The organism is Chthonomonas sp. (genome assembly GCA_016788425.1).
Classification (GTDB): domain Bacteria; phylum Armatimonadota; class Fimbriimonadia; order Fimbriimonadales; family Fimbriimonadaceae; genus JAEURQ01.
In genome coordinates this window covers 101325-124321 of record JAEURQ010000003.1, presented here as the reverse complement: position 1 = coordinate 124321, position 22997 = coordinate 101325, and the positions used below count along the sequence as shown (strand labels likewise).

21 protein-coding genes are annotated in these 22997 nt (G+C 61.8%); 13 read left to right on the top strand and 8 right to left on the bottom strand.

The window, feature by feature from the left end:
- The first annotated feature begins 29 nt into the window (after window positions 1-29).
- Entirely contained in the window at window positions 30-1214 is a 1185-nt protein-coding gene (gene coaBC, locus JNJ45_07850; GenBank protein ID MBL8048578.1) for a bifunctional phosphopantothenoylcysteine decarboxylase/phosphopantothenate--cysteine ligase CoaBC, read from the top strand.
- Between the two features lie 121 nt (window positions 1215-1335).
- A complete protein-coding gene (locus JNJ45_07845; GenBank protein MBL8048577.1) occupies window positions 1336-1473 on the top strand; it encodes a hypothetical protein in 138 nt (45 codons plus the stop codon).
- 44 nt (window positions 1474-1517) lie between these two features.
- On the opposite strand, the gene JNJ45_07840 is transcribed toward JNJ45_07845, so the two are convergent.
- Window positions 1518-2507 carry a glycosyltransferase family 9 protein gene (locus JNJ45_07840; protein ID MBL8048576.1) on the bottom strand — a complete coding sequence of 330 codons (990 nt, stop codon included), beginning with the start codon at window positions 2505-2507 and terminating at the stop codon, window positions 1518-1520.
- Between the two features lie 8 nt (window positions 2508-2515).
- On the opposite strand from JNJ45_07840, the gene JNJ45_07835 reads away from it, so the two are divergent.
- Entirely contained in the window at window positions 2516-3238 is a 723-nt protein-coding gene (locus JNJ45_07835; protein MBL8048575.1) for a PIG-L family deacetylase, read from the top strand.
- Here JNJ45_07835 and JNJ45_07830 read toward each other — a convergent pair.
- The 3 genes from JNJ45_07830 to JNJ45_07820 all read right to left on the bottom strand — a co-directional run bounded on the left by JNJ45_07830 (window position 3235) and on the right by JNJ45_07820 (window position 7497).
- Entirely contained in the window at window positions 3235-4752 is a 1518-nt protein-coding gene (locus tag JNJ45_07830; GenBank protein ID MBL8048574.1) for a hypothetical protein, read from the bottom strand. The genes JNJ45_07835 and JNJ45_07830 overlap by 4 nt on opposite strands.
- A gap of 743 nt (window positions 4753-5495) precedes the next feature.
- On the bottom strand, window positions 5496-6131 hold the full coding sequence (locus tag JNJ45_07825) for a fibronectin type III domain-containing protein (protein MBL8048573.1): 636 nt from the start codon (window positions 6129-6131) through the stop codon (window positions 5496-5498).
- A gap of 724 nt (window positions 6132-6855) precedes the next feature.
- A complete protein-coding gene (locus tag JNJ45_07820; protein ID MBL8048572.1) occupies window positions 6856-7497 on the bottom strand; it encodes a class I SAM-dependent methyltransferase in 642 nt (213 codons plus the stop codon).
- Between the two features lie 51 nt (window positions 7498-7548).
- Between JNJ45_07820 and aroF the strand changes: the two genes are divergently transcribed.
- From aroF to JNJ45_07805, 3 genes are read left to right on the top strand one after another with little or no spacing between them, the layout of a single operon-like run.
- Window positions 7549-8577, top strand: a complete 1029-nt coding sequence (gene aroF, locus JNJ45_07815) for a 3-deoxy-7-phosphoheptulonate synthase (GenBank protein MBL8048571.1) — start codon at window positions 7549-7551, stop codon at window positions 8575-8577.
- An 8-nt stretch (window positions 8578-8585) separates the two neighbouring features.
- A complete protein-coding gene (locus JNJ45_07810) occupies window positions 8586-9311 on the top strand; it encodes a class I SAM-dependent methyltransferase (GenBank protein ID MBL8048570.1) in 726 nt (241 codons plus the stop codon).
- A 9-nt stretch (window positions 9312-9320) separates the two neighbouring features.
- Entirely contained in the window at window positions 9321-10049 is a 729-nt protein-coding gene (locus JNJ45_07805; GenBank protein MBL8048569.1) for a dienelactone hydrolase family protein, read from the top strand.
- Here JNJ45_07805 and JNJ45_07800 read toward each other — a convergent pair.
- Together JNJ45_07800 and JNJ45_07795 are read right to left on the bottom strand one after the other, a co-directional pair.
- The gene (locus tag JNJ45_07800) at window positions 10021-11274 is read right to left on the bottom strand and encodes a 3-deoxy-D-manno-octulosonic acid transferase (protein ID MBL8048568.1); all 1254 of its coding nucleotides are present in this window, start codon (window positions 11272-11274) and stop codon (window positions 10021-10023) included. The genes JNJ45_07805 and JNJ45_07800 overlap by 29 nt on opposite strands.
- A complete protein-coding gene (locus JNJ45_07795) occupies window positions 11275-12174 on the bottom strand; it encodes a phosphoribosylaminoimidazolesuccinocarboxamide synthase (protein ID MBL8048567.1) in 900 nt (299 codons plus the stop codon). It lies immediately after the preceding gene.
- 66 nt (window positions 12175-12240) lie between these two features.
- Between JNJ45_07795 and JNJ45_07790 the strand changes: the two genes are divergently transcribed.
- The 7 genes from JNJ45_07790 (at window position 12241) to JNJ45_07760 (ending at window position 17099) form a co-directional block, all read left to right on the top strand.
- Complete coding sequence (locus JNJ45_07790; GenBank protein MBL8048566.1) at window positions 12241-13404, top strand: homogentisate 1,2-dioxygenase; 1164 nt, start codon at window positions 12241-12243, stop codon at window positions 13402-13404.
- 6 nt (window positions 13405-13410) lie between these two features.
- The gene (locus tag JNJ45_07785) at window positions 13411-14160 is read left to right on the top strand and encodes a glycosyltransferase family 2 protein (protein MBL8048565.1); all 750 of its coding nucleotides are present in this window, start codon (window positions 13411-13413) and stop codon (window positions 14158-14160) included.
- 5 nt (window positions 14161-14165) lie between these two features.
- Window positions 14166-14915: a class I SAM-dependent methyltransferase gene (locus JNJ45_07780; GenBank protein ID MBL8048564.1), complete on the top strand. Its 750-nt coding sequence runs from the start codon at window positions 14166-14168 to the stop codon at window positions 14913-14915.
- Window positions 14912-15673: a menaquinone biosynthesis protein gene (locus tag JNJ45_07775; protein MBL8048563.1), complete on the top strand. Its 762-nt coding sequence runs from the start codon at window positions 14912-14914 to the stop codon at window positions 15671-15673. The genes JNJ45_07780 and JNJ45_07775 overlap by 4 nt, the downstream gene beginning before the upstream one ends.
- Before the next feature lie 85 nt (window positions 15674-15758).
- Complete coding sequence (gene rplU, locus JNJ45_07770) at window positions 15759-16079, top strand: 50S ribosomal protein L21 (protein MBL8048562.1); 321 nt, start codon at window positions 15759-15761, stop codon at window positions 16077-16079.
- A 15-nt stretch (window positions 16080-16094) separates the two neighbouring features.
- Entirely contained in the window at window positions 16095-16358 is a 264-nt protein-coding gene (gene rpmA, locus JNJ45_07765; protein ID MBL8048561.1) for a 50S ribosomal protein L27, read from the top strand.
- Window positions 16359-16436: 78 nt separating this feature from the next.
- Window positions 16437-17099 (top strand): hypothetical protein, encoded by a 663-nt coding sequence (locus JNJ45_07760; GenBank protein MBL8048560.1) that lies wholly within the window; start codon window positions 16437-16439, stop codon window positions 17097-17099.
- A gap of 6 nt (window positions 17100-17105) precedes the next feature.
- Here the strand turns inward: JNJ45_07760 and JNJ45_07755 are convergent, their stop codons facing one another.
- Both JNJ45_07755 and JNJ45_07750 read right to left on the bottom strand, forming a co-directional pair.
- Window positions 17106-18398, bottom strand: a complete 1293-nt coding sequence (locus JNJ45_07755; GenBank protein ID MBL8048559.1) for an HlyC/CorC family transporter — start codon at window positions 18396-18398, stop codon at window positions 17106-17108.
- Window positions 18399-18430: 32 nt separating this feature from the next.
- The gene (locus JNJ45_07750; protein MBL8048558.1) at window positions 18431-22975 is read right to left on the bottom strand and encodes a hypothetical protein; all 4545 of its coding nucleotides are present in this window, start codon (window positions 22973-22975) and stop codon (window positions 18431-18433) included.
- Window positions 22976-22997 lie beyond the last annotated feature (22 nt).

The window sequence follows — 22997 nt, the reverse complement described above, 5'->3', positions numbered from 1 at the left end:
AAGTTTACATGGAATACACTGATTGGACCATGGAACGACGGATCGTCCTCGGCGTCAGCGGCAGCGTCGCCGCCTACCGCGCGGCCGACCTCGCCCGTGAACTCATGCGGCGCGGATTCGTCGTGCGGGTTTGCCTCACCGATTCCGCCGAGAAGTTTGTTACCCGCGCCCTCTTTGAGGCGCTCACCGGGCAGCCATGTTTGGTGGACGCGTTCGAGGAGCCCGTCACGGGGCGAATGGCCCATATCGACTGGGCGCGCGAAGCGGAAGCCGTGGTGCTCGCCCCCGCCACCGCCAACACGCTCGCCAAGGTCGCGCACGGCATCGCCGACGACATGCTGAGCACGATCGCCACCGCGTTCAACGGCCCGCTCATCATTGCGCCCGCCATGAACCCCAGCATGTACGCGCACGAGCCGACTCAGGCGGCCATCCGGACGCTCCAGCAGCAGGGCGCCCAGTTTGTCGAGCCCGTCGTGGGTGACGTCGCGTGCGGCGAAAATGGCCAAGGGAAGTTTGCCGATGTCGTCCGGATCGCCGACGCGATCGTGGACGATCTGGCCCGCGGGACTTTGCTCAAGGGCAAGCGGGTGCTCATTACGAGCGGCCCGACTCAAGAGCCGATTGACATTGCCCGCTATGTGACCAACCGGTCGAGCGGAAAAATGGGCGCCGCCCTGGCGCGAGCCGCCACTCACCTGGGCGCGGCGAGCGTGACCGTGGTCAGCGGACCGGTGAGCGTGATCTACGCCCCGCCGGCCAACGTGCTCGGTGTGCGCACCGCCGAGGAAATGCTCGCCGCGGCCTTGCCATTGGCGGCCCAAGCCGACATCATCATCGGCGCGGCGGCGGTGGCCGACTATCGTCCCGCCGAGCCAAGCACCGGCAAGATTCGCCGTCAAGAGGGCGATCTGAGCCTGCGACTCGTCCCGAATCCCGACATCATTGCCGAGCTCGCGAAAGCCGCGCCACAAGCCATGGTGGTCGGATTTGCCGCTGAGCCGAGCCCCGATCCGGCCGCCGCGGTTGCCAAATTGCAGCGCAAGGGACTCGCCGCGATTGCCCTGAATGACGTCTCCGCGCCGGGGCAAGGGTTCGGCACAGACACCAACCGACTGCGCCTGTTGATGGCCGATGGCACCGACACAGAGAGCGAACTGCTCTCGAAGATGGGGTGTTCCTTGTGGCTTTACCAGCAATTATCGGCAAGATAGCCCCCGTCAGGACTACTTTTCGCAACGAACAGAACCGAATTTCCGTCTAGGTTCTTGATGACTCGCAGAAATGCGAGAGGTCGGGGTATAAACCCATTGCACTTAGGAGGTGCAAACAATTATGAAGAAGCTCATCAGCATTTTCTTGGTTCTCGGCGTTCTCGGTAGCGCCCTCGTTGGTTGCGGCGGCGGTGAAAAGACCGAAGAAGCAGCCGCTCCGGCAGCCACCGCTGGCGCCGGCGCAGAAGAAGCGAAGTAACTTTCGTTTCAAACGACTCAGCCTCGGGTTTCGGCCCGGGGCTTTTATTTTGCCAACATGCCCTGCGCGGCGGTGATCACTTCCTCCACGCGAATGGCCTCCATGGGCCCGGGGCGATAGATGGTTTGATGCTGCGGCAAGCGCGGACCAAGGCGCTGCGGATCGGTCGGCCCAAAAAGCGCGAGCACGCGCGACCCCACGGCCTGCGCCATATGCATCGGTCCCGTATCCCCGCCCACAAACAGCTCACATCGCGCCAGGAGCGCGGCCAACTGGGTTAGGCTCGTTGCGCCCACGGCGTCGATGATGCCCGAGCCCGCGGCGGCTAGAACGCCATCGCCCAGTGCTCGGTCGGCGGGAGCGCCCGTCACCACCGGCAGAAATCCGTCGTCTCGCAAGGCGGCGGCGACTCGCCCGAAGTTGGCCGGGTCCCACTGCTTCACGACTTGGCCCGCGCTAGGATTGATCGCCACCAGCCGCCGTCCGCCCGCGTCATGCGCGTGCAACCAACCATCCACGAAATCGCGATCGTGGTCGGAAACCGGAAACACCATCGGCGGCTCGTGCGCGGGGTCCCAGGTGGCTCCGATCGCAGCGGCCCGCTGCAGATAGTGCGGAATCACGTGTTCGCCCGGCGCGGCCGGCAGAAGGTTGGTGTAAAGCCGATGCGCGCCCTCGCGGGCTTCCGCTGGCCCGTAGCGGCGGCGACAGCCGGTCAGCCGCGCCAGCACCGCGCTCTTGAGTAGCCCTTGTTGGTCGATGACGATGTCGTAGCGCTCGCGGCGAAGGTGCCGCGCCACGCTCCAGATGTGCCGCCACAGCTTTTTGCGCGGGAGAATGTGCATCTGTCGAATCTCCGCCTGGCCGCGCACGATCGGCACGCCGAGCGGATGGACCACCCAATCAATCTCGGCGTTCGGTAAACCCGCCCGTAAGGCGGCCAACGTGGGCGTCGTCATGAGGACGTCGCCGATGGCGCTGAGCTTGACAATGAGAATGCGCGGACCCGCCGACATGGTAGATACTTGCCGCAAGGGCTTGCGTGAGTATATTCAATGTCACCTCCGATCGCCGGTTTCTCGCGGTTTTTGCTCATCCCGACGACGAAGTGGGGTGCGCCGCGCTGTTGCGACGAGCTGCCCTCGCAGGTTGCGCCATGCGTGCGGTGTGGGCGCACAGCACGCCCGTTCGTGAAGCCGAATCTCGCCGCGGATTTGAGCTGATTGGCCCGACAGATTTGCACTTTCACACGTTGCCCGATGGCGACGTGGTGGACCATTTGGGTGCGCTCGCCGACTTGGTGCGCGGCCACGCCGCCGAGTTCCAGCCGACCGATGTGGTCTCGATGCACTTTGAGCAGGGGCATTTGGACCACGACGCCTGCAGCTGGGCGGCTTGGCAAGTGACCGGGGTGCGGCACTGGGAGTTCCCGATGTACCACACGTATCTCACGGCGTTCCAAAAACTGGGTCGGTTCTCTCGTCCCGAGGGCCAGCACATTTTGAGCCTGGACGCGGAGGAACAGCGCTTCAAAACCGCGCTGACGCACTGTTATCCGAGCCAAACTCTCCGCCGCAATATCGTCGCCTACCAAGTCGCGCGCCTGCTCATGCTCTCGCCGATCAGCCTCGCGCACACGGAGCGGTTTTTGGTGGACGCGCGCCCCGACTTCCGCGCGCCAAACCACCCGCCGAGGTTGGCGCGGCGGGTGGCGGAGTCGGATAGGTGGCGGCGTTGGCTCGCCGCGCTCGATCGCGTGGGTTAATCGCCGACGGCGTCGAAGTTCATCGCGAGGATCGTGTAGTCGGCGATGTCTACGTTCGTGTCGCCATTGAGATCGCTGTCCACTGGGCGGATGCCGTTGCCATCCGCAGTGAGCCAGTTGGGCGCGCTTGCGTCGAGGTCGAAGGCGCCCGCCAAGTAGCTGTAGTCGGCGATATCCACGATGTTGTCGCCGTTCACGTCGCCGTTCTTGAGGCTTAGGTTTGCCGACGAGATCGCGGTGCCGTCCACGTTTAGCCCGATCAAGGTCGCTCCAATCCACGTGCGCGCCTTCATTCGCAGGTCGAGGTTGCCGGTCTTAATCGTCCCGATGTTATACGATCCGCCGGTGCCAAGCGTGGTCGTGCCCGAATCCACGACGGTCGCTCCGTTTTTCAGTTCCCACGCAACAGTTTTGCCGACATCGTTCGCGTGGTCTTGCAATTCCACGACGCCGCTAATCGGCGTCGCCGGAATGGCGACGTACGCCCGCACGGCCGTGCCGCGAATCCCGGTACCGCAGATCCAGCCCGACTCGCTGATGCTCATGGCCGACGAGCTTGTGTTGGTCAGCAGATCCCAGCCGGCCGGATTCACGAGCAAGTCGCCCAGTCGATACGTGTTCGTGCCATCGTAAACAAACGGCAGCGCAAACGCGCTCGAGCCGATGCCCACGATCCAGCCCGCGGAATTCACGCCGCGCGCAATGGCCGAGCTCGCGCCGGTCGGCATCGGGATTTCGGTCATGCCGTTCACCGCATCCCACTTAAAAGGCCGCCCGCCCGAGCCGCTGTTCAGCGAGCTGCTGCCGACAACCACGCCGTTTTCGCTGATATCAAAGCAAATTGCGCTGTTGTGGCCGATGCCGGTAAGCGCGCCCACGTTCGTCGTCACATCGGTGTTCGTGTCGTACATCAAACCCAGGGTCACGGCGGCATTGTTTCCATCGCGCCCGGAACCGACCATGATCCCCGCGTTGTTTACGGCGAACCCGGTCGTCCAACCCCAACCCTCGGGCGTGTTTGCGGAGAGCACGTTTCCGACGCCGCCGACATAAAACGCCGCGCGCTGAAGGCTGCCACTATTGACGCTGCCGACAACCAATCCGCTATCGTTAATATCGGTCGCATCGCCGAGCGTTTGCCCCGCAGGCAAGGTGATCGCGCTAAGCACACCGCCCGTCCAAAGCAACGGGATGCGGCTGCTGCCAAAGGACGTGGTCGCGCCAGTTCCGGCGACAACCCCCGCGTTGTTGATGCCGTTTCCGACGCAATAGCTTCGGGCCGGGGAGGTGCTGAGCGGGAGGCCGACGGTTCCTCCGCTGGATGTCCAACTGAACGCGCGGGCGCTGGTGCTGGCGAGAGAGCGACCGGTCGCCTGTCCGTTGCCGCTGATGCGAAATCCCTGGGAATTGGCATCGGTGGGAACGGCGACGCCGACATCGAAGATCATGTACGACGGCGCGGCCTGGGCCACGATGGCCATGGCGAGGGTGACAAGCGACAAAGAAACCTTCATGCGGGCAGTGTACGCCAAGTGTTGCCGAAAGTTGACATTTTTATCGCCCCGCCGGCCCACGTGCCACTCCCGCGCGACCACGCTTCGCTCGTCGCTTTGCCCCGGCGGGGCTAGGCTTCCGCGGAAGCGAGGGCGGAGTGGCTTGCTCGCCGGGCCCGGGCGCAGCCTCGCCGCGAGCCCCGCGAGCAAGAGGAGGGCGTGGCCCCGGGCGGGCGCGGCGCACCGAAAACAGAATCACCCTCGCCGATTCAACGAGGGTGCAGAGAAAGGATGACGTGTTGCGTTACGCTGCGACGCGCAGTTGCACGCCTTCGCCGCAGGTCAAACTACGGCACTATATAGCCACCAACATATGATCGCTTTCTCCTCTCCCTTTTCACAAACTCGGCAAGAACGATTGGTTCGTTTGCGAGAATCGATTCTATCAATTTAACTTTACATTGGAATATCGTTGTGAAAGATCTTTCCTCGCCCGCAAATTTCATTACGACTTTTCCATCAGAAAGATGAAATGCCTCCAAATCTCGTGAGTTGCGAATGTACTCTTTTTCGAAGTTTGAAGATCGAAGATAAATTGATTTTTGTTGTTCTACTAGCGTAAGAAGGTCCATCTACCCTCATACGCCTTAGCCGTAGCCAAGGTTCACTGCTTTTCAAAGAATTTCCCATGGCTGTCGGACGAAGCGCGAGACCCCTCCCGCCGTACGGGCGAGAGGGGTCTCGTGCAGTCTCCGCTCTTGGCGTTACGCCGCGACGCGCAGTTGCACGCCTTCGCCGCCGCCATAGATCACAACCGGATCGCTCGGTGTGGCCAGAAGCGCGCCGCGCGAGGCGACCACTCGGAAGAACGTTTGCACGCCCGGCGCGTAGTCGCTCAGCGTAATCTTCACCGAGGTCGAGTTCGCCGCGAACTCCCATTCCACACCGTCCGAACTGCGCTCGACAATGAAAATCACGCTCGAAGCGTTGCCGCTGCGGTTCCACTTTAGCTTCACCGTGCCGTCGCTCACGGGCGTGGCCAGCAGTTCCAGCACCTTCTTCGGGGTCACCGTCGTGCTTGTGCCCGGAATCGGCAGCCCGATCTCCGCGCGCTTGGCGTTGGTGATGCCAGCCGATGCTTGCATGCGCTTGTTGTACTTGCGCATCAGGCTGGTCAGGTCGCCCTTGTCTTTGTAGAACGTTTGACCGGCGCTTTTCTCGGCGACCTGCGCATCTTCCCAGGTGGTCATGTCGCTGTTGTAAAGGGTTAACGCGTTGCCAAACGCGGTGACTTCGCCGGCGGTAAGTCCGAGCCCGGTGCCAAGACTCGTGATCCCGTTACTGAACTTGGTGGCCTGCACTTGCAGTTCCAATCGATTTGAATAGATCCATTCGGGCATTTTGATATTCTCCGTGGCCAAGTTTGATGGCCAGTTGTTGTAATTTTCGGCGGATTCCCGGGATTCGTCAGGGGTTTGTTGTTCTGGGTGTGTTTTTTGCGTGGATCGGTGGAGTGTTTTGTGGGATTGGCGCGATTTTTCCCGGGAAATGCGGATTGTTTTGCGGGATATGCCGGAGATTTTTCGGGAGCGGCGTGATTATCAGCGCCCATTTACTGAGGCTCCACTAACAGAAGGCACCCTCGCTAAATGAAGCTCGGGTGCCGGGCAGACTATCCTTGCAAGCCTTGCAGACTACATTGATTTGCCGTTCATCTCAGTGCCTGCGGTCGCCTAAAGTTGAGATCAGCCACCTAACTGGAATGGGTCATGTCCTTCCAGCACAAAGAAAGTTGGACTATTGTTCTGAAGAGCAGTTAGAATTTCGCCAATCGATGGTGTTTCGAAAGGAACGGACAAGGTGACTGAGCAGCTCCCAAAGAATATGCGGACCCTATTTTCTCGCACGATATCAATTCGATAAATGTGCTCCATCGCAACGAAGTGGATGGTCGGCTGAGCTTTATTGCTGGATTTGATTTGAATGTAGTTGTTCATATCTATTGAAGGTGGATTGCCCCCACGAGTACAACGCCAGAAGTTGGATATCTGTTACGCAGAATCCCTCACCTTCGCCGACTCGGCATCGCATCCTCCTCGCCGTGGCCCCGGCCGGGCGCGGCGATTACTTCGCGCTCGCCACAATCACAAACTGCATCCAGCGCGAATCCTCAAACTTCCCGCGCGTCAACAGATTCACCAGCCGCAACTTCTTGCCTTCCAAAAAGTTAATCCCCTCGCACCGCGAAACCTCGAATCCCGACGACGTGAACAGCCGAACCGCGCTCGTCCGCGTGAAAAATCGAAGGTGCGTCCGGTCAAAAATCCCCTCGTCCGCCCAAGGAAAGTCGCCGCCCTTCACAATCGTCATCAGCGCCGGCCAGTAGCGAATGTTCGGCACCGAGGCCACCACCACGCCGCCCGGAGCGAGGAGCCGCCGCGCCTCGGCCAACGCCTGGTCGGGCTGCGCCAAGTGCTCCAACACGTCGTTAAACGTGATCAAATCGAAATGCGTCGAAGGCAGGTTCGCCATGTGCGCCATCGCGTCGCCGCTGAACACCTGATCCAAACGAGCCCGCGCGCGCTCGGCCATCTCCGGGTTCAACTCAATGCCCCAACTTTCGCAGCGGCGCGAACCCTTCACCGTCGCGGCAAAGCCGCCCGCCGCGCAGCCCACGTCCAGGTGGCGCGTCACCCGTGTGGGCACAAAAGGCAGCACCTCGGGCCGCTCGGCCTCATAGTACAACTGGTTAAATTCGGCGGGCATGGCGGCATTATGGCGCGGTTCGTTTGGGGGGCGGTCCGGTACCCTAGAGGCATGATCATCGTGATGCACGTGGACGCCACGCCGGAGCAGATTGAGGCGGTGGCGGCCGCGATTCGCACGCAGGGCGTCGAGCCGCTCGTTCTGCCCGGCGAGGGCCGCGTGGCCATCGGCATCCCCGCCGCGCTGAGTGGCGACCAACGCGACCACATTGAAACGTTGGTCAACGGCCTGGAAGGCGTCAACCAGGTCACGCAGACGAGCCGACCCTACAAGCTGGCGAGCCGCGAATTCCACCGCGAACCGACGATCGTCGAGGTGCGCGGCGTGCGCATCGGGCAAGGCACGTTCCACATGTTCGGCGGGCCATGCAGCATCGAATCCTATGACCAACTGGCGCGTTGCGCGGAAGTAATGGTGCGGTGCGGCGCGAAACTCTTGCGCGGCGGGGCGTTCAAACCGCGGACGTCGCCGTACGCGTTTCAGGGTCACGGCGAAGAGGCGCTGCGCATCATGAATCGGGTCGGCGCGGAGTTCGATCTGGTCACGATCACCGAAGCGATGTCGCCGGAACAGGTTCCGATGGTCGCGCAATACGCGGATATCATCCAGATCGGGGCGCGATCCATGCAGAACTTCCCGCTGCTGATTGAGGCCGGGCGATCCATGAAGCCGGTGTTTTTGAAGCGCGGCCCCAGCGCCAGCATTGACGATTTTCTGCTCGCCGCCGAGTACGTTTTGGCGCAAGGCAATCCGCAGGTGATGCTCTGCGAGCGCGGGATTGTGAGCATTGATAAGGGGTACACGCGCAACACGCTGGACCTCGCGGCCGTGCCGGTGCTGAAGGAATATTCGCACCTGCCGGTGATCGTTGATCCGAGTCACGGCACCGGAAAAGCGCGCTATGTCGCGCCGATGGCGAAGGCGGCGGTGGTCGCCGGCGCGGATGGCGTGATGGTGGAAATGCACCCGAGCCCACACGAGGCGCTGAGCGACGGCTCGCAGGCGCTGACGATTCCGCAGTTTGAATCGCTCTGCGCGGACTTGCGTCGGCTGACGGAATTCGTCGGCGTAAGCGCGTAAGGCTCGCCATGTTCACAGCCATCGCACCCTATTACAACGAGCTCATGGGGGCGGTGGACTACGAAATGTGGGCGGACTACCTGTTGCTGCTCCTGGAAATGCGGGAGTCGCATCCCGCCGACGTGCTCGACGTGTGCTGCGGGACGGGGACGGTGAGCGAGCTACTGGCGGACATGGGATACCGCGTGTTGGGCGTGGACCTGAGCGCGCCGATGATTGACGAAGCCCAAAAGCGCGTCGCGAATCACCCCGAGCAACTGGAATTCATCGCCGCCGACGCCGCGACTTTCGCCAGCGAGCGGCGTTTCGATGCGGCGTTTTCGTTTTTCGACTCGTTCAACTACATCACGGATTTGGGGCATTTGCGCAAGGTGTTTGCCAACATCGCGCGGCACCTCAAGCCCGGCACGCCGTTTATTTTTGACCTGAACACCGCGTACGCCTTCGAGGCGAAGATGTTTGATCAGGAAGACACGCGCAAACGTAGCCGCGTGCGCTACAAGTGGGTCGGCGATTACGATCCGGGGACGCACGTGATTCGGGTGAACATGCAGTTTTGGGTGGATGGTCGCGAGTTCACCGAGACGCATGTGCAGCGCGCGCACAGCGAAGACGAGATCGTCGATTTGCTCGACGCGGCGGGCTTCACGGACATCATGATTTACGACAGTTACACGCTCTCGCCGCCCCGAAAACGCAGCGATCGGGTGCATTATGTGGCCACTCGTGGCTAAACTGCGGACATGACCGTCCTCGTCCTGACGCTTGCTTTGGCTGGCCCCGCCTATCGCGAAAAGCCGGTGAAAATTCCCAACGGCGATCGACCCGAGCTGGCCGCGAATATCGGCATTCCGGAGAGCACGCGCCGGGTTCCGTGCGTGGTGATTGGGCCGGGCGCGGGCTATCACAAAGACAAGATGCTCATCAAGGATTTGGGCTCGGAACTGCGCTCCTCGGGCGTGGCGACGGTGCGATTTGATTGGGCTTTCTTCACCGCGCAAGCCGAACCAAGCAAAGATTACGCGGGCGAAATCCGCGACATGCAGGCCGCCATTCGCTTTGCGCGGGCGCAACCGCTGATCGATCCGGACCGCGTGTGGGTCGCCGGAAAGTCTCTCGGCAGTATCGTGGCGTGGAAAGTTTTCGCGGCTGACGCGAAGCTCTCGGGCGCGCTGTTGTTCACGCCGATCGCGCGCGTGGCCGAGCCGGGGCAGTGGTATCCCGGACTCGCCGCGGAGAAGCGGCCAGTGCTGTTTTCGGTGCCCGACGCCGACCCGGACGGCTGTCCGCTGAACGCGCTGCACCTCCTCACAAATGGCGCGGGCGCGAATGTGCGTGTGCAAATTCACCCCGGCAACCACGGATTTGAGGTCGCCAAACCAACCGACCTCACGCCCGACAAAACGAATGGCGCGAATATCGCCGTGGTCGTGCGCAGCGCGGTTAGGCTTTTTGAGAGTTGGACGCAATAGCGTCGCAAATGCGGGTCGCGTAGCGCAGACTTGCACCCGCGGAGCGGGCGACAAGCTCTCGGCCAGCATCACCCATCTTCTTGCGGAGGGCGGCATCGCCGAGAATCTCGTCCAGCGCTTGGCCAAGCGCCGCGCCACTGGCTTCGACGCGGCGACTCGCGCCGGCATCAATCGCTTCGCGGGCCGCGCTTTGGAAATTGTCCATGTGCGGGCCGTGCAACACGGGCGCGCCCTGCCCTAGCGCCTGAATCAGGTTTTGCCCACCATACGGAGCGAACGATCCGCCGATAATCGCAACGTCGGCCGCGGCGTAAATGCTCGCGAGTTCGCCGTAGGTGTCAAGCAGGAGGAACTGCCCGCGCTCGCCGCGCGAACGTCGCGCGACAGAGCCACACAATCCTGCGACTTCGTCAGCCCGCTCCAAGTGGCGCGGCGCAAAGATGATCCACGCCTCGTCTCGCCATCGGCTGAGCCCGTCCAAAATGATGCGCTCTTCGTCTTCGCCGCGCGACGAGCCGACCACGATAACCAGCGCGTCGCCGGGAATCCCGAGCTCTTGCCGCCATTCGTCGCGGGTTCGGCCCGAAGGCAGCGCCTCGTCGAACTTGCTGTTGCCGAGCACCTCGGCCGAACGCGCGCCCAGCGCCTGAATGCGCTCGGCATCGGTGGCGGTTTGCATGAGGCATTCGTCCATGTTCTCCAGCAGAGAATTGTAGAAAAACCGCAGTTTCATGCTGCGCGGGTAGGAGCGATTGCTAATGCGCCCGTTGATGAGCATGGTGTGGGCGCGCAGATTTTTGGCGACCGCGAGGAAGTTCATCCAGAGCTCGGTTTCCATAATCGCGACGGCGTGCGGCTTCACTTTGAGCAAGGCGATCAGCACAAAGCGCGCGATGTCAATCGGGAAGAAAACCAAGTGGTCGTACAGCCCTTCGGCCTGAGTTTTCGCGGTGTCGTGGCCGCTCGTGGTGGTCACGCTCAGAACGATCTGCACGTCGGGATTGAGGTTGCGAATCTCGCGCAGAATCGGTTTGGCGGCGATCACCTCACCGACCGACACGGCATGAAACCACAGCCGTGGCCGCTTCATGTCGAGGTTAATCGCGAGCTTGCCCGTGCGTTCTTGCCAGTTCATTTGGCCGCCGCGACGGCGCGCGCGCAAGAGCATCCACGGCACCCAAATGGGCGCGAGGAGCATTTGCAAAAGGCCGTAAACGAAAACCATTTAGTCCAGCGGGCGGCCCACGATCCGCTCGTAGGCCATCAGATACTTCGCGCGCGTGGCCAGCACCACGTCGTCGGGCAGGCTCGGGCCGGGCGGGTTCTTGTCCCAGCCGCTGGTCTCCAAATAGTCGCGCAGATATTGCTTGTCGAAGCTCGGCTGCGCCTGCCCGGGCTGATAGAGCGCGCCATCCCAGTAGCGAGAGCTGTCCGGCGTCAAGGCTTCGTCAATCCAAATCAGTTCGCCGTCATCGGTCAGCCCAAACTCAAACTTGGTGTCCGCCAAAATCAGCCCTCGCGATTCGGCGTGAGCGGCGGCGCGGCGATAAAGCTCCAGCGTCACTTCGCGTAGGCGCGTGGCTGTCTCTTGGCCGACAACGTTCACCACCTCCGCGAACCCGATGTTCTCATCGTGGCCGGTCTCAGCCTTGGTTGCGGGCGTGAAAATCGGCTCGGGCAATCGCGATCCGTCAACTAGTCCGCCCGGCAAATCCAGGCCATGAACCCCGCCGCCGATGGCGCGATATTCCTTCAGGAGCGAGCCGGTGATGTAGCCGCGGGCGACGCACTCCACGGGAAGCGGCGTGGTTCGCCGCGCCAATACGGTGCGCCCTCGTAAAGAGTCCCGAACGCCGCTGGGCAGGGCCGTGCCAATCCTGGCGTCGTCGGTCGAAATCACGTGGTTGCCGATTACGTCGCTTAGGTTCTCAAACCAAAACGCGCTCATTTGGTTGAGAATGCGGCCTTTGTCCGGGATGCCGGTTTGCATAATCGCATCGAACGCCGAGATGCGATCGGTGGACACGATGAGCAACTCGTCGGCGCCCCACTCAAACACTTCGCGCACCTTCCCGCGGCGCACGAGTTTCAGTTCGCTCAGCTGGGAGGCATCGAGGAGCAGCATAGAGCAGAGAATACCGCCCTGCCTGGTCTGGGCAACGGCATCCGCGCCGGGGAGTAAACTCCAACCATGCCGCGTTATCATCGCCTGGGATCGCTCCCCGAGACCCGCCATACGCAGTTTCGCAGCCCGCAGGGCCAGCTCTATGCCGAGCAACTCATCTCCACGCGCGGTTTTAGCGGGCCGATGAGCCTGACCTATCACATCAATTTGCCGACCGCCGTCGCCGGTTGGGAGGATGCGGGCCACGTCGCGCCGACCTTCCTTAAGGATGAGGCGTTGCATCACCGCCACCTGATTACGGGCCAAATGTCGCCGCGTGGCAACGCGGTCACCGGCCGCGTGCCGCTCATGGGCAACAACGATGTCATCTGGTTCCAGGCGAATATCGCCGACCAAATGACCGACCACTACAAGAACGCCGAGGGCGACGAGCTACTTTTCATCCACGATGGCAGCGGCGTCATGGAGAGCATGTATGGCGACGTGCCGTTCCGGCCCGGCGATTACCTTGTGATTCCGCGCGGAACGATTTATCGCCTCGTGTTCGATCAGCTTCCGGTCCGCATGATCGCGATCGAAAGCCATGGACCGGTGGACATCCCCCGTCGTTACAAGAACGAGGTCGGCCAGCTTCTGGAGCACGCGCCGTACCACGAACGAAACCTTCGTCCGCCCACCGAACTAAAGACCTTTGACGAGAAGGGCGAGTACTTTGTGTTGGTCAAGGCGCGCGGACGCATGACCCGGTACAAGTTCAACTTCCACCCGTTCGATATCGTGGGTTGGGATGGCTACGTGTACCCGTACGCGTTCAGCATTCACGACTTTGCGCCGATCACGGGCAAGCTGCACATGCCGCCGCCCATTCACCAAACCTTCCACGGGGCGGGGTTCGTCATCTGCTCGTTCTGCCCGCGCATGCTGGACTATCACCCCAACGCGATTGTGGTGCCCTACAACCACAGCAACGTGGATTCGGACGAGATCATTTATTACTGCAACGATAAGTTTGGGTCACGCAAGGGGATCCAAGAGGGCAGCATTACGGTGCACCCGCTCGGTATTCCGCACGGTCCGCAACCGGGCGCCGTCGAGGCCTCGCTCGGTGCCACACGCACCGAAGAGCTCGCCGTCATGCTCGATACCTACGCCCCGCTTTACTTGACCAAGGAGGCACTCGACATTGAGGATCCGAACTACTGGAAGAGCTGGGAGCCGAGCGTTCAGTAAGCCATTTTGAACGCGCCCGACCTCGCGGTGATCATCCCCGCCTATAACGAAGAGAACCGGATCTTGCGAACGCTGGAACGCGTGCGTGAATATCTGTCGGCTCAAACTTATACGTGGAGCGTCACCGTGGTCAGCGATGGGAGCACCGACGGCACCAACGCCATCGTTCGCGATTTTGCCAGTGCGAACCCGGAGTTTCACCTCTACGATTACTCGCCGAACCACGGCAAAGGCTACGCCGTGCGCACGGGAATGCTGGCCGCCGACGCCCGGTTGGTTCTGTTTAGCGACGCCGACCTCGCCGCGCCGATCGAGGAATTGGAGAAGCTGCTGCCGATGATTGAGCAGGGCTACGATGTGGCCATCGGCAGCCGCCCTCTACGCGAAAGCAACCTCGAAGTCCGGCAACCGCTGTACCGCGAACTGCTCGGGCGCACGTTCAATGGCCTCGTGCAGATGCTCGCGATCCGCGGAATCAAAGACACGCAGTGCGGGTTCAAACTGTTCCGCCAACCAGTGGCGCAAGACGTGTTTCGTCGCTGCAAATTGGAGCGATTTAGCTTCGATTTTGAGGCGCTGATGATCGCCCGCGACCTGGGTTATCGCATCGCCGAAGTACCGATTACCTGGCGTCACCAAGAGGGGAGCAAGGTCAGCCTCGTGCGGGATGGCTCGCGCATGATTCTCGACCTTTTGAAGCTGCGCGCCTGGGGCAAATCCAAGCGGTTGCAGGAGAGCGTGCCCCGCGCCGATTAGCCGCTATGCAAAGCGACGAATACGGCAAACTTTTTGAACACGAAGACCACTATTGGTGGTTTGTCTCGCGTCGAGAACTCGCCATTCGCTTGCTGCGGCACCACGTTTCTGCGTTTGATGACGGCCGATTGCTCGACCTCGGTTGCGGCACCGGCGCGGCCCTGCGCGAGCTCGCCGCGGCATGCACGTCGGCGACCATCATCGGTGCGGATTTCAGCCACGAAGCTCTGGAGTTCTGTCGCTCGCGGGGCCTCGAAAACCTCGTCCATGCCGATGGCCAAGCTCTGCCGTTGGCGAGCGATTCGTTTCGCGGCATCATCGCCTTGGATATTTTTGAGCACATCCCCGACGATGCGGCCGCCTTTCGCGAGGCGTTCCGGGTGCTACAGCCTGGCGGCACGTTGGTGCTGAGCGTGCCCGCCTACCAGTCATTGTGGGGTCCGCACGATGTCGCGCTGATGCACTACCGCCGGTACCGCCGCAGCGAGGTGGGCCGGTGCCTGCGCCAAGCGGGGTTCGAGGTGCCGACCTTGGGCTATTCGATTTTCTTGCTCTTTCCGGTGGTGCTCGCCATTCGCCTCGTGGACAAACTCCGCCGGGGCGAGCCAAAAGTTCGCCTGCCGCAAGTGAGCCCCGGCCTCAATCGGCTGCTCATCAAACTGCAGCGGTTCGAAGCGGGCTTGGTCGAGCGAGTGCGGCTGCCGTGGGGAAGCAGCGTGGTGGCGGTGGCCATTAAGCCGGGAGCCTCGCAATGATTCGCCTCGGGTCGGTGCCGTACCTCAACGCCAAGCCGTTGCTTTGGGGATTGCGTCACCATCCGGACGTGGAAGTTCGGCTGGCCGTGCCCAGCGCCCTGCCCGCCATGCTGGCGGCGGGCGATGTGGATGCCATCTTGGTTTCCTGCATCGAGGCCTTGCGCCGCCCTGATCTCGCCGTCATTCCCGGCGTTGGCATCGGTTCGACCGGCGCGGTGTGGAGCGTGCGATTGTTTCATCGCGTTCCTTTGTCGGAGATTGAAACACTGTGCCTCGACGAAAGCTCGATGACGAGCAATCAACTGGCGCAGATTCTGCTTCGGGAACAGCAAGGCATCGAGCCGCAAACCATCGTTTTGCCTCCGGACCTGCCGACGATGCTGGAGCATGCCGACGCGGCGGTGGTGATTGGCGACCTGGGTATGGCCGAGCCGCCGCCGGGCGTCGCCGCGCTCGACCTGGGCCAAGCCTGGACAGATTTCACCGGGTTACCCTTTGTATGGGCGGTGTGGCTTGCGCGGCCCGACCGCGCTGAGGAACTCACGTCGGTGCTGGTGGATTCGGCTCGCGAAGGAACAGGGTCAATTCAAGAAGTTGCACAAGTCCACGCGGCTGACCATGGATTTACACCGGAATTTGCGGCGCACTACTTCACCGAAGCCATCGAATTTGAGTTCACCGCGGCCCACGAGCGGGGTTTAGCGCGGTTTGGCGAGCTTTCTGCGAATCTTCGCCCGTTTAGCCCCTTGACCAATTAGTTCCAGACGAGTCATAATGAGGATTCGCACGAACTCTTCGGACCTTTGCGTGTCGCAACTGGGGAAAAGTGCAGGACGGATTGGAATCATGTACGCGATCATTAAGACAGGCGGCAAGCAGTATAAAGCCGAAGAATCGGACACCCTGATTATCGAAAAGATTGAGGGAGAGGCCGGCACCAAGATCGTCTTCGACGAAGTTCTCGCGGTTTTCAACGGCGACAAGGTCACCCTCGGCTCGCCGATGGTGAAGGGTGCTAAGGTGGAAGCCGAAATCGTTCGCCAAGGTAAGGCGGCCAAAATCAACGCATTCAACTACAAGCCGAAGAAGAACGAGCGCAAGCGCTGGGGTCACCGACAACCGGAAACCCACGTGAAGATCACCTCGGTTTCGGCAGGAAAGTAAAGAGGAAAGTTTCAAATGGCACATAAGAAAGGTCAAGGTTCATCCCGCAACGGTCGCGATTCGAATTCTCAGCGCCTCGGCGTTAAGAAGTACGGCGGCGAGATTGTCAAAGCTGGCTCGATCCTGGTTCGCCAACGCGGCACCAAGTTCTACCCCGGCACCAACTGTGGCATCGGCAACGACCACACGCTCTTCGCGCTGATCGAAGGTCAAGTGAAGTTCGAAGGTCCCACCGGCAAGCGACGCATCAGCATCTACCCGCACCAAGTCGAAGCCTAACTGGAACCGAATTAGATTCCAAAAACGTCTTAACAATCTGCGGGATGTACGTCTCGCAGATTCTTTTCGCTTTATAATATGAGCCTCCGCAAGCAATACGACGAACGCCTTGAACTGATCCGCAGCCAGATCATTCAAATGAGTTCGTTGGCGACGGAGATGATTGAGCACGCCATCCATGCCGCGCTCACCGGCGACCTCGAAGTCGCCGAAAGCGTAATTAACCGCGACGACGTGGTGGACGCGCTCGAAGAAACCGTCATCCGTGAAACTGTATTACTGGTGATGCAAGAATCGCCGGTCGCGGGCGACTTGAAGATGCTCACCGCCACGCTCGGCGTGATCGGCGAGCTCGAAAAGGTGGCCGACGACGCCGTGAAACTCGCCCGACGCGCCAAGAAGATCGCCGGCGGATTCCCCGAAGAACTGCGCTCCAGCCTGGAAGACCTTAGCGTCAATTGCAAGCGCTCACTCGCGGGCGCGGTGCGGCTTTACAGCCAATACGACGCCGGTCTCGCGCAAGAAGTCATTACGCTCGACGAAAAGATTGACCTGCAATACGCGCTGGCTCGCCAGCGTATCGTCGAAATGATTCAGAGCGACCCGGCGACAGCCGAGGGCGGCATTACGATGATGGGCATTTTCCAGGCGCTGGAGCATGTGGCCGACCACGCCGTGGCGATTGCCAAGCGCTTGCGCGTTCACTACGAAGCCAAGTCGCAGAATCTCAGCGACATTTAAGCGGCCTTATTTCTGCGCTGGCGACTTGAGCTGCAGCACCACGCGGGTTACGCGTCGGCGCGTCATGTTCTCCACGCGGAATGTGCCCAGTTCGTCGTCCACCCGATCACCCAATTTGGGTAACTTGCCCAGCCGTTCGGCGATAATCGCCGCAACCGCGTCGGTGCGCACCTCGTCGTTGTCGCGCTGGAGAAACTCCAAAATCTCGTCGTAGCGGACGTCGGCGCGGATGCTCAGGCGATACGGCCCTTGCGCTTCAATGGCGGGGCGATCGCTCTCCGGGGCGTCGTCGAGTTCGCCAAAGACTTCCTCCACCACGTCCTCCAGGGTGATCAGGCCGCTGGTGCCGCCATACTCGTCCGCCACCATCAGGATCTGGGTTTTGGCATCGCGCATTCGCTGGATCACGCGGTTGAGGTTGAGATTTTCGGGAATAAGGTCGGGTTTGCGTAGCAGGTCCACGAGGTTCCACTGCGGATCGCCCCACGACCGTATCAGGTCCTGCAGATACAGAATTCCCACCACGTTATCAATGTCGCCGTCGCACACCACCAGGCGGCTGTGGCGGTTTGCTTGCATCGCCTCAATCAGCCCTTCCTTGCTGATGTTCACATCCACCCACTTCACATCCAGGCGGTGGATCATGATGTCGGCGGCGTCGAGATGGTCGAACATCAGCGCCTTCTGGACCAGGCGCGAGTGCGCCTCGTCGTACACGCCCTCGTTGGCGCCGCTTTTCACCAGGAGCAATAGCTCTTGGCGGCTGAGGCTTTCGTCTTTGAGTTCCGAAACATTGATACCGAATGGGCGCAGCACCACCGCGCCGGAGCGCTCGACGAGCCACGCGAGCGGCGTCAGCAAAGCAACCGTGAGTCGCAGCGGCCGAATGCAGCGCATCGCAACTCGCTCGGGATCGCGAATGGCCAGATACTTGGGGACCAACTCGGCGATGACCACCACGACGTAGGTCGCGACGAGCAGGGCCAGCAGAACGCTCACCCAGCGGGGGACCGTTTGGCCGAGCGCGTCGGCGAACGATTCGCTGATGAGGGGTTCCGCCACAGAACCAATGCCGAGGCCGCAAAGCGTGATGGCAACTTGGATGCCCGCGACGTAGCGCTGAGTCTGTTCCATGGCGCCGAGCACCAGCTTGGCGGCGGCGCTACCCTTCTTGGCGAGGGGTTCCAGGCGGCCCTTACGCGAGCCGATTAAGCCATACTCGGCGGCGACAAAATAGCAATTGGCGAGAATGAGGGCGACACTGGCGATGCCACCGGCAACATTGGAACTAGATCCCATAAATTAGGCTTGACCCAGATTATAGCCCGTCGCTATCGTCGAATCGTATAATCCAGCGTGATTCGCCACGGCACTTCGTTGGTGAACCCGACGCCGAGGCGCGTGCGCTGGAAGAATCCGGCCCGACCCGGGATGCGATAACTCAGCTTGAGCTCGTACTTGGTGGGGCCAAGCGCGGTCTGCGAAATCTGCCTGCGCGCCGTGAGCGTGAGACCCTTGGCCAGCGTTTTGCCCGCCGAAAGCGTCGCGCCATCAAAGGCATTGTATTCCAGGCTCAGATAGTCCAGCCCAAAACTGGTGGCCAATGAGCGGGTGAGTCCGCTGCTGAGCGTGGGCAGCGCCAGGCCAAAAACGGCCTCGCGAAACTGGTTGCGGTTGGTGCCGGGCTGATTGATGGCCACGCTCGCGAGTTGCTCGATCAGTTCTTGCTGACCGAGAATGGCAAGAATTTGCTGCTCGCTCAGTTCCGGGGGATCGCTGCGGGCCGAGATTTTCACGCCCTCGGGATCGAGGAGATTGCCGCGAATGCGCAACTCGATATCGTAGCGCTCCAACTGGTCACTGCTCTTCTTGGCCGAGATCGCGGTGCGTCCTTCCAGGTCCAAATCGAGGCGGGCGAAGGGTTCGGTGAACGGCGTCGCGCGGTACGAGAAGTTGATCGGGCTCCCCGGTTCGACGTTGATGCGCGCGTTGGGGAGCTCGAAAATCCCGCGTGTCAGGCGAGTATTCACCGTGACGTTAGGATAGCTGAGGCTGCCCGAAATGTTGCCGCCGCCCACCAACCACACATTCGCGATGGCGGCCCGGACTCGCGCCTCCCCGACCACCGTGAGCCCGATGTCCTTGAAGATCGGGTCAATGAGAATTTCGCCGGATTCGCGCGGCTCTTGCTCATCGGGGGTCGGCAAGTCGAGCTTGCTCAGGCGAATGCCGCCGGGGTTTGGCGTGGAAATCTCGGGGGTGCGGAGATTCCCCGCGATGACAATGTCGCCATCAATGCCCACGGACAGCGGGGCGTTGGCCTCGGTCACGCGCTCGTTGATGAGCACGTTGCTGATGGCGACTCCGCCATAAATCTGCACGAGCTCAAGGAATTCCTCGACCGAGTCGGCCTCCGCGCCGAGGGCTTGCTTGAGGTCGGCCTCGAGATTGATGGCCACCGTGCCGTTGTCGTTGACCCCGATCCGTCCGTCCTGGAGCACCAGCTTGTTGTCCTTCAGCACGAAATTCAGATCGTAGTCCTTCAGCGTGGTTTGGATCGGCTCAAGCTTCTTGGTGCGCGGATTGGTTTTTCGGATGCCGAGCGACTTTCCGGTGGCGCGAACGCCGCCGGCTAGATTAAGTGCACCTATCTCGCCACCAACTTGTAAAGAACCAGCGAGGGTGCCGTCGGTGCGCGCCTTGTCCACGATTCCGCTCTCGGGCAACAGGTCGGCGATGTTTCGCTCAGAAAGAGTAATGTTCGCTGCGACAGACTTATCGGTTCCTTCGCCAATGCCCAAGGCGGCAAGCGGCGCGCGGAAGTCGGCTTTGCCGCTAAAGCCTTCGGCTGCGAACAAAGCCTCGGCGGTCAATTCGTTGTTTGCAAGATTGATGTCAAAAATATTGACGTTTGGCTTGTCGGCGCTCGTGCCCAGCCCGATGTCCGTGATGCTGGCGTTGCCGCGACCGGCCAGCTTGTCCCAAGGGCCGGCGAGGTCAAAGTCGAGCTTAAAGTTTCCGGCGATGTTGGGGAAGCCGGGAATGATTTCGGCGAGCCACTCGCTGCGGAAACCGTCCACGGCCACGGTTGCCTCGCCAACGCCATCGGGCGTGCCCGCCCCCTGCACGCGTAGCGAGCCTTCGGCGCGAGTCCACAGCAGCTCGGGCACTCTCCAGCGGTCTTGAGTGGCGACCACCTGGGCCGTGATTTTGCCCGCCTTGATGTCGCGAATCACGAGATCATCGGCGATGAAATCGCGCAGCGTCACCTCGGGACGGCCGATATCGCCCTTGACAATCGCGCTAAATGCGGCGTTACCCTCCAAGCTTTGCAGGGTCGTCGCGACCTCGGGGTCGAGCTTCTTGGCGTTCGCCACCACTGCCCGGCCCACAGCGCCAAGGTCCACGTTCAGCGCGTCCACCTGGCCATCCACGAGCCCCTTCGCAGGGTCGTAAGTAATCCGGTCAGCTATCAGGAAGCGGTCTTGTTGCCCGATTTCGAAGTTCCCGGTCCAGAGGTTGTTCTCGAACTTGGCGGTCGCGGTGCCGTTGCCGATTTGATAGCCGCTCAGCGCCAGGCCATCGATGCGCAAGTCGCCTGCCCCGCCACGCAGGTTATCGATCCGCCCAAACACGCCCGCCTTGCCGTTAATTGTGCCCTCGATGGGGACGGGAGCGACGCCGGCCAATGCCGGGCCGAGCTTCACATTTTCCAGTTCGGCGTTGGCTCGGAGAAACTTCTCGCGCAGATTGTAAACGCCGTTCCCGCGGACGCGGCCATCCCCCACTGCGGCGAGGAAATCGGGAACCTGCAGTCGGTCGCCCGCGAGCGTGAACTTGCCGCTCGCCTCGGTCACCTCGGCCTGCGCGGCGAGGATGTTCTTTCCCGCGAACGTGCCGGTCACCAGCGGGTTTTTGACCGTACCCGCGACCCGAATGTCGGTGAGGTTCGCGACGCCCCGCACGGAATCTTCCGTCCAATCGCTGAGCTGGATGTTGTTCGCGCTCAATGCGCCACGAATCTGCCCGTTCCTCGCGACCCACGAGAGATTCCCGGTGACCGCCGCCGAGCCTTGGTCAATGCGCACCTTGTCGGCCGTGATGCCCGCCGCGCTCGCCACGAGCTCAGCCCGAACCGCCGGAATGGGACGTCCGAGGGCGGAGACGCCATAGGCCTCGGCGCGCCCGCGATAGACGGGTTGCGTGAGGCTGCCGGTAATGCGCCCGCTCGCAAACCCGACGCCGCCGATGTCGGGAAGCCACTTCTCGAGCGGCAGATTGCCCGCCTTGACCTGCGCGTCGATGGTGCCGCGCCGGAGATTGGCGGTTCCGCTGAGCACGCCCACCCCGGCTGAACTTTGCAGAGTTGCCCGCAGAATCTTTAATGTTTCGCCTTTGATCTCAATCCGCGAACGGGTGTCGCCGGCGACCAGCGTTCGCCCCTGCGCGTCGCGGAAGGAGAGATCGCCCTGCAAGTCAACCGTCGCGAGCGGACGGTCGAGGGTGCCCGAGATTAGGGCCTCGCCACGGACCTTGCCGCGAACGTAGCTGGAGAGCCGACTGGCCTCCACGCCCGCCGCCTTGGCGTAGCCGCTGAGCTGCTTGGTCTTGAGGTTCAGGCCGCCCGAGCCGGTGAAAGCGGAACCATTCCAGCTTCCGCGCAAGCCGCGAAGCTGCACCTGGTCGCCGCTCCAACCGACTTCGGTCCGAACGCCGGTAACCACCTCGCGATTGGCGGAAACCCGGGCCGCGCTGGCGTTGCCGAAGAGCATCCAATTGCGACCATCGTAGGCCACCAGCCCTTTGTAGCGAGCATCGGCAAAACCCGCGCCGCGGAGTTGGTCTCGCACCTCGCGGGGGAGGGCCGAGGCGTTGACCGCGGATGCGTCCACGTCCACGGCGAGAGTGAGATTGGGTTCCCAGGCGACGCGACCTCGTCCGGAGCCCCGCAGGCCGCCGTCGGTGGCGATGCCGCGAAAGATGGCCGCGCGCTGATCGAACTGCACGTCAATCGGGCCGCTCGCCGAATTCGCCACGCCGGGCCAGTTCACATCGCGAACTGCTCCAGTGAAGTTGCCGGAGAGCATGACCTTGCCATCAGCGGCCACCCGCAGGTCGGCTCGCGTGCGCCCGCGCGCGGAGCGCGCGCGAAGCGGGATGTCGGTGGTGGTCCATCGGCGGGCATGGGCGAGGCCGCGAACCACGTCCATGTCGTCGCTTTGCAGAGTCAGCTTGGTCACACCGTTGAGCACGCGGGCATCCACCCGCACCGGGCCAACATTGGAGATGTTGAGTCGCCCATTGACCACCACGTTGGGGCCGACCCCTTCCACCAAAACCAGATCGCTCGACAGCCGCTCGGCGAGCCATGGAGTCTGGGTTTGGTCTACATATTCGACCTCAGAGTTATACGCAATGACGCGAAATGGGGTAGCGCTGGGCGGGCCTTCCGACTTGGGAAGCCCTCTTAAAAGGCTGAAGCCCTTGGCGTCCCGTTCAACGGTGAGGCGGCTTCGCCGCACGGAGACGACGGCCACTTTCTGCTCAAGCTGCGCTTCGAGAATCCCGACTTCGCCAAGCGGAGCCCCTCCATTCGGGCCCCAGGCAAGGTTGACCAATCGCACGTTGCCGTCCGGCGGGAACAGGCTGGTCAGCTCGATGCGGTAGCTCTCGGCCCGCGCCGAATAAAGACCAGTTTCGCCCTGATACTTATACTCAATCGGCACGCCCGGCGCGAGCATGAGTTCAAAGCAGTCGCGGAGATAGGTGTACGCCCAAAACGCGATGAGGACTGGCGGCAAGACGAGCACCGGAATCGCAGTCAATGCTCGGATCCCGGCTAGGATCCAATTGACCGCTCGCCGCACGTGTCTCACTTCTTAGGGTTTAACGTCCGAA

Coding starts and splice junctions, on each gene's coding strand:
- coaBC (MBL8048578.1), top strand. CDS start 30: ATGGAACGACGGATCGTCCTCGGCGTCAGCGGCAGCGTCGCCGCCTAC.
- JNJ45_07845 (MBL8048577.1), top strand. CDS start 1,336: ATGAAGAAGCTCATCAGCATTTTCTTGGTTCTCGGCGTTCTCGGTAGC.
- JNJ45_07830 (MBL8048574.1), bottom strand. CDS start 4,752: ATGAAGGTTTCTTTGTCGCTTGTCACCCTCGCCATGGCCATCGTGGCC.
- JNJ45_07825 (MBL8048573.1), bottom strand. CDS start 6,131: ATGCCCGAATGGATCTATTCAAATCGATTGGAACTGCAAGTGCAGGCC.
- JNJ45_07820 (MBL8048572.1), bottom strand. CDS start 7,497: ATGCCCGCCGAATTTAACCAGTTGTACTATGAGGCCGAGCGGCCCGAG.
- aroF (MBL8048571.1), top strand. CDS start 7,549: ATGATCATCGTGATGCACGTGGACGCCACGCCGGAGCAGATTGAGGCG.
- JNJ45_07810 (MBL8048570.1), top strand. CDS start 8,586: ATGTTCACAGCCATCGCACCCTATTACAACGAGCTCATGGGGGCGGTG.
- JNJ45_07805 (MBL8048569.1), top strand. CDS start 9,321: ATGACCGTCCTCGTCCTGACGCTTGCTTTGGCTGGCCCCGCCTATCGC.
- JNJ45_07800 (MBL8048568.1), bottom strand. CDS start 11,274: ATGGTTTTCGTTTACGGCCTTTTGCAAATGCTCCTCGCGCCCATTTGG.
- JNJ45_07795 (MBL8048567.1), bottom strand. CDS start 12,174: ATGCTGCTCCTCGATGCCTCCCAGCTGAGCGAACTGAAACTCGTGCGC.
- JNJ45_07790 (MBL8048566.1), top strand. CDS start 12,241: ATGCCGCGTTATCATCGCCTGGGATCGCTCCCCGAGACCCGCCATACG.
- JNJ45_07780 (MBL8048564.1), top strand. CDS start 14,166: ATGCAAAGCGACGAATACGGCAAACTTTTTGAACACGAAGACCACTAT.
- JNJ45_07775 (MBL8048563.1), top strand. CDS start 14,912: ATGATTCGCCTCGGGTCGGTGCCGTACCTCAACGCCAAGCCGTTGCTT.
- rpmA (MBL8048561.1), top strand. CDS start 16,095: ATGGCACATAAGAAAGGTCAAGGTTCATCCCGCAACGGTCGCGATTCG.
- JNJ45_07760 (MBL8048560.1), top strand. CDS start 16,437: ATGAGCCTCCGCAAGCAATACGACGAACGCCTTGAACTGATCCGCAGC.
- JNJ45_07755 (MBL8048559.1), bottom strand. CDS start 18,398: ATGGGATCTAGTTCCAATGTTGCCGGTGGCATCGCCAGTGTCGCCCTC.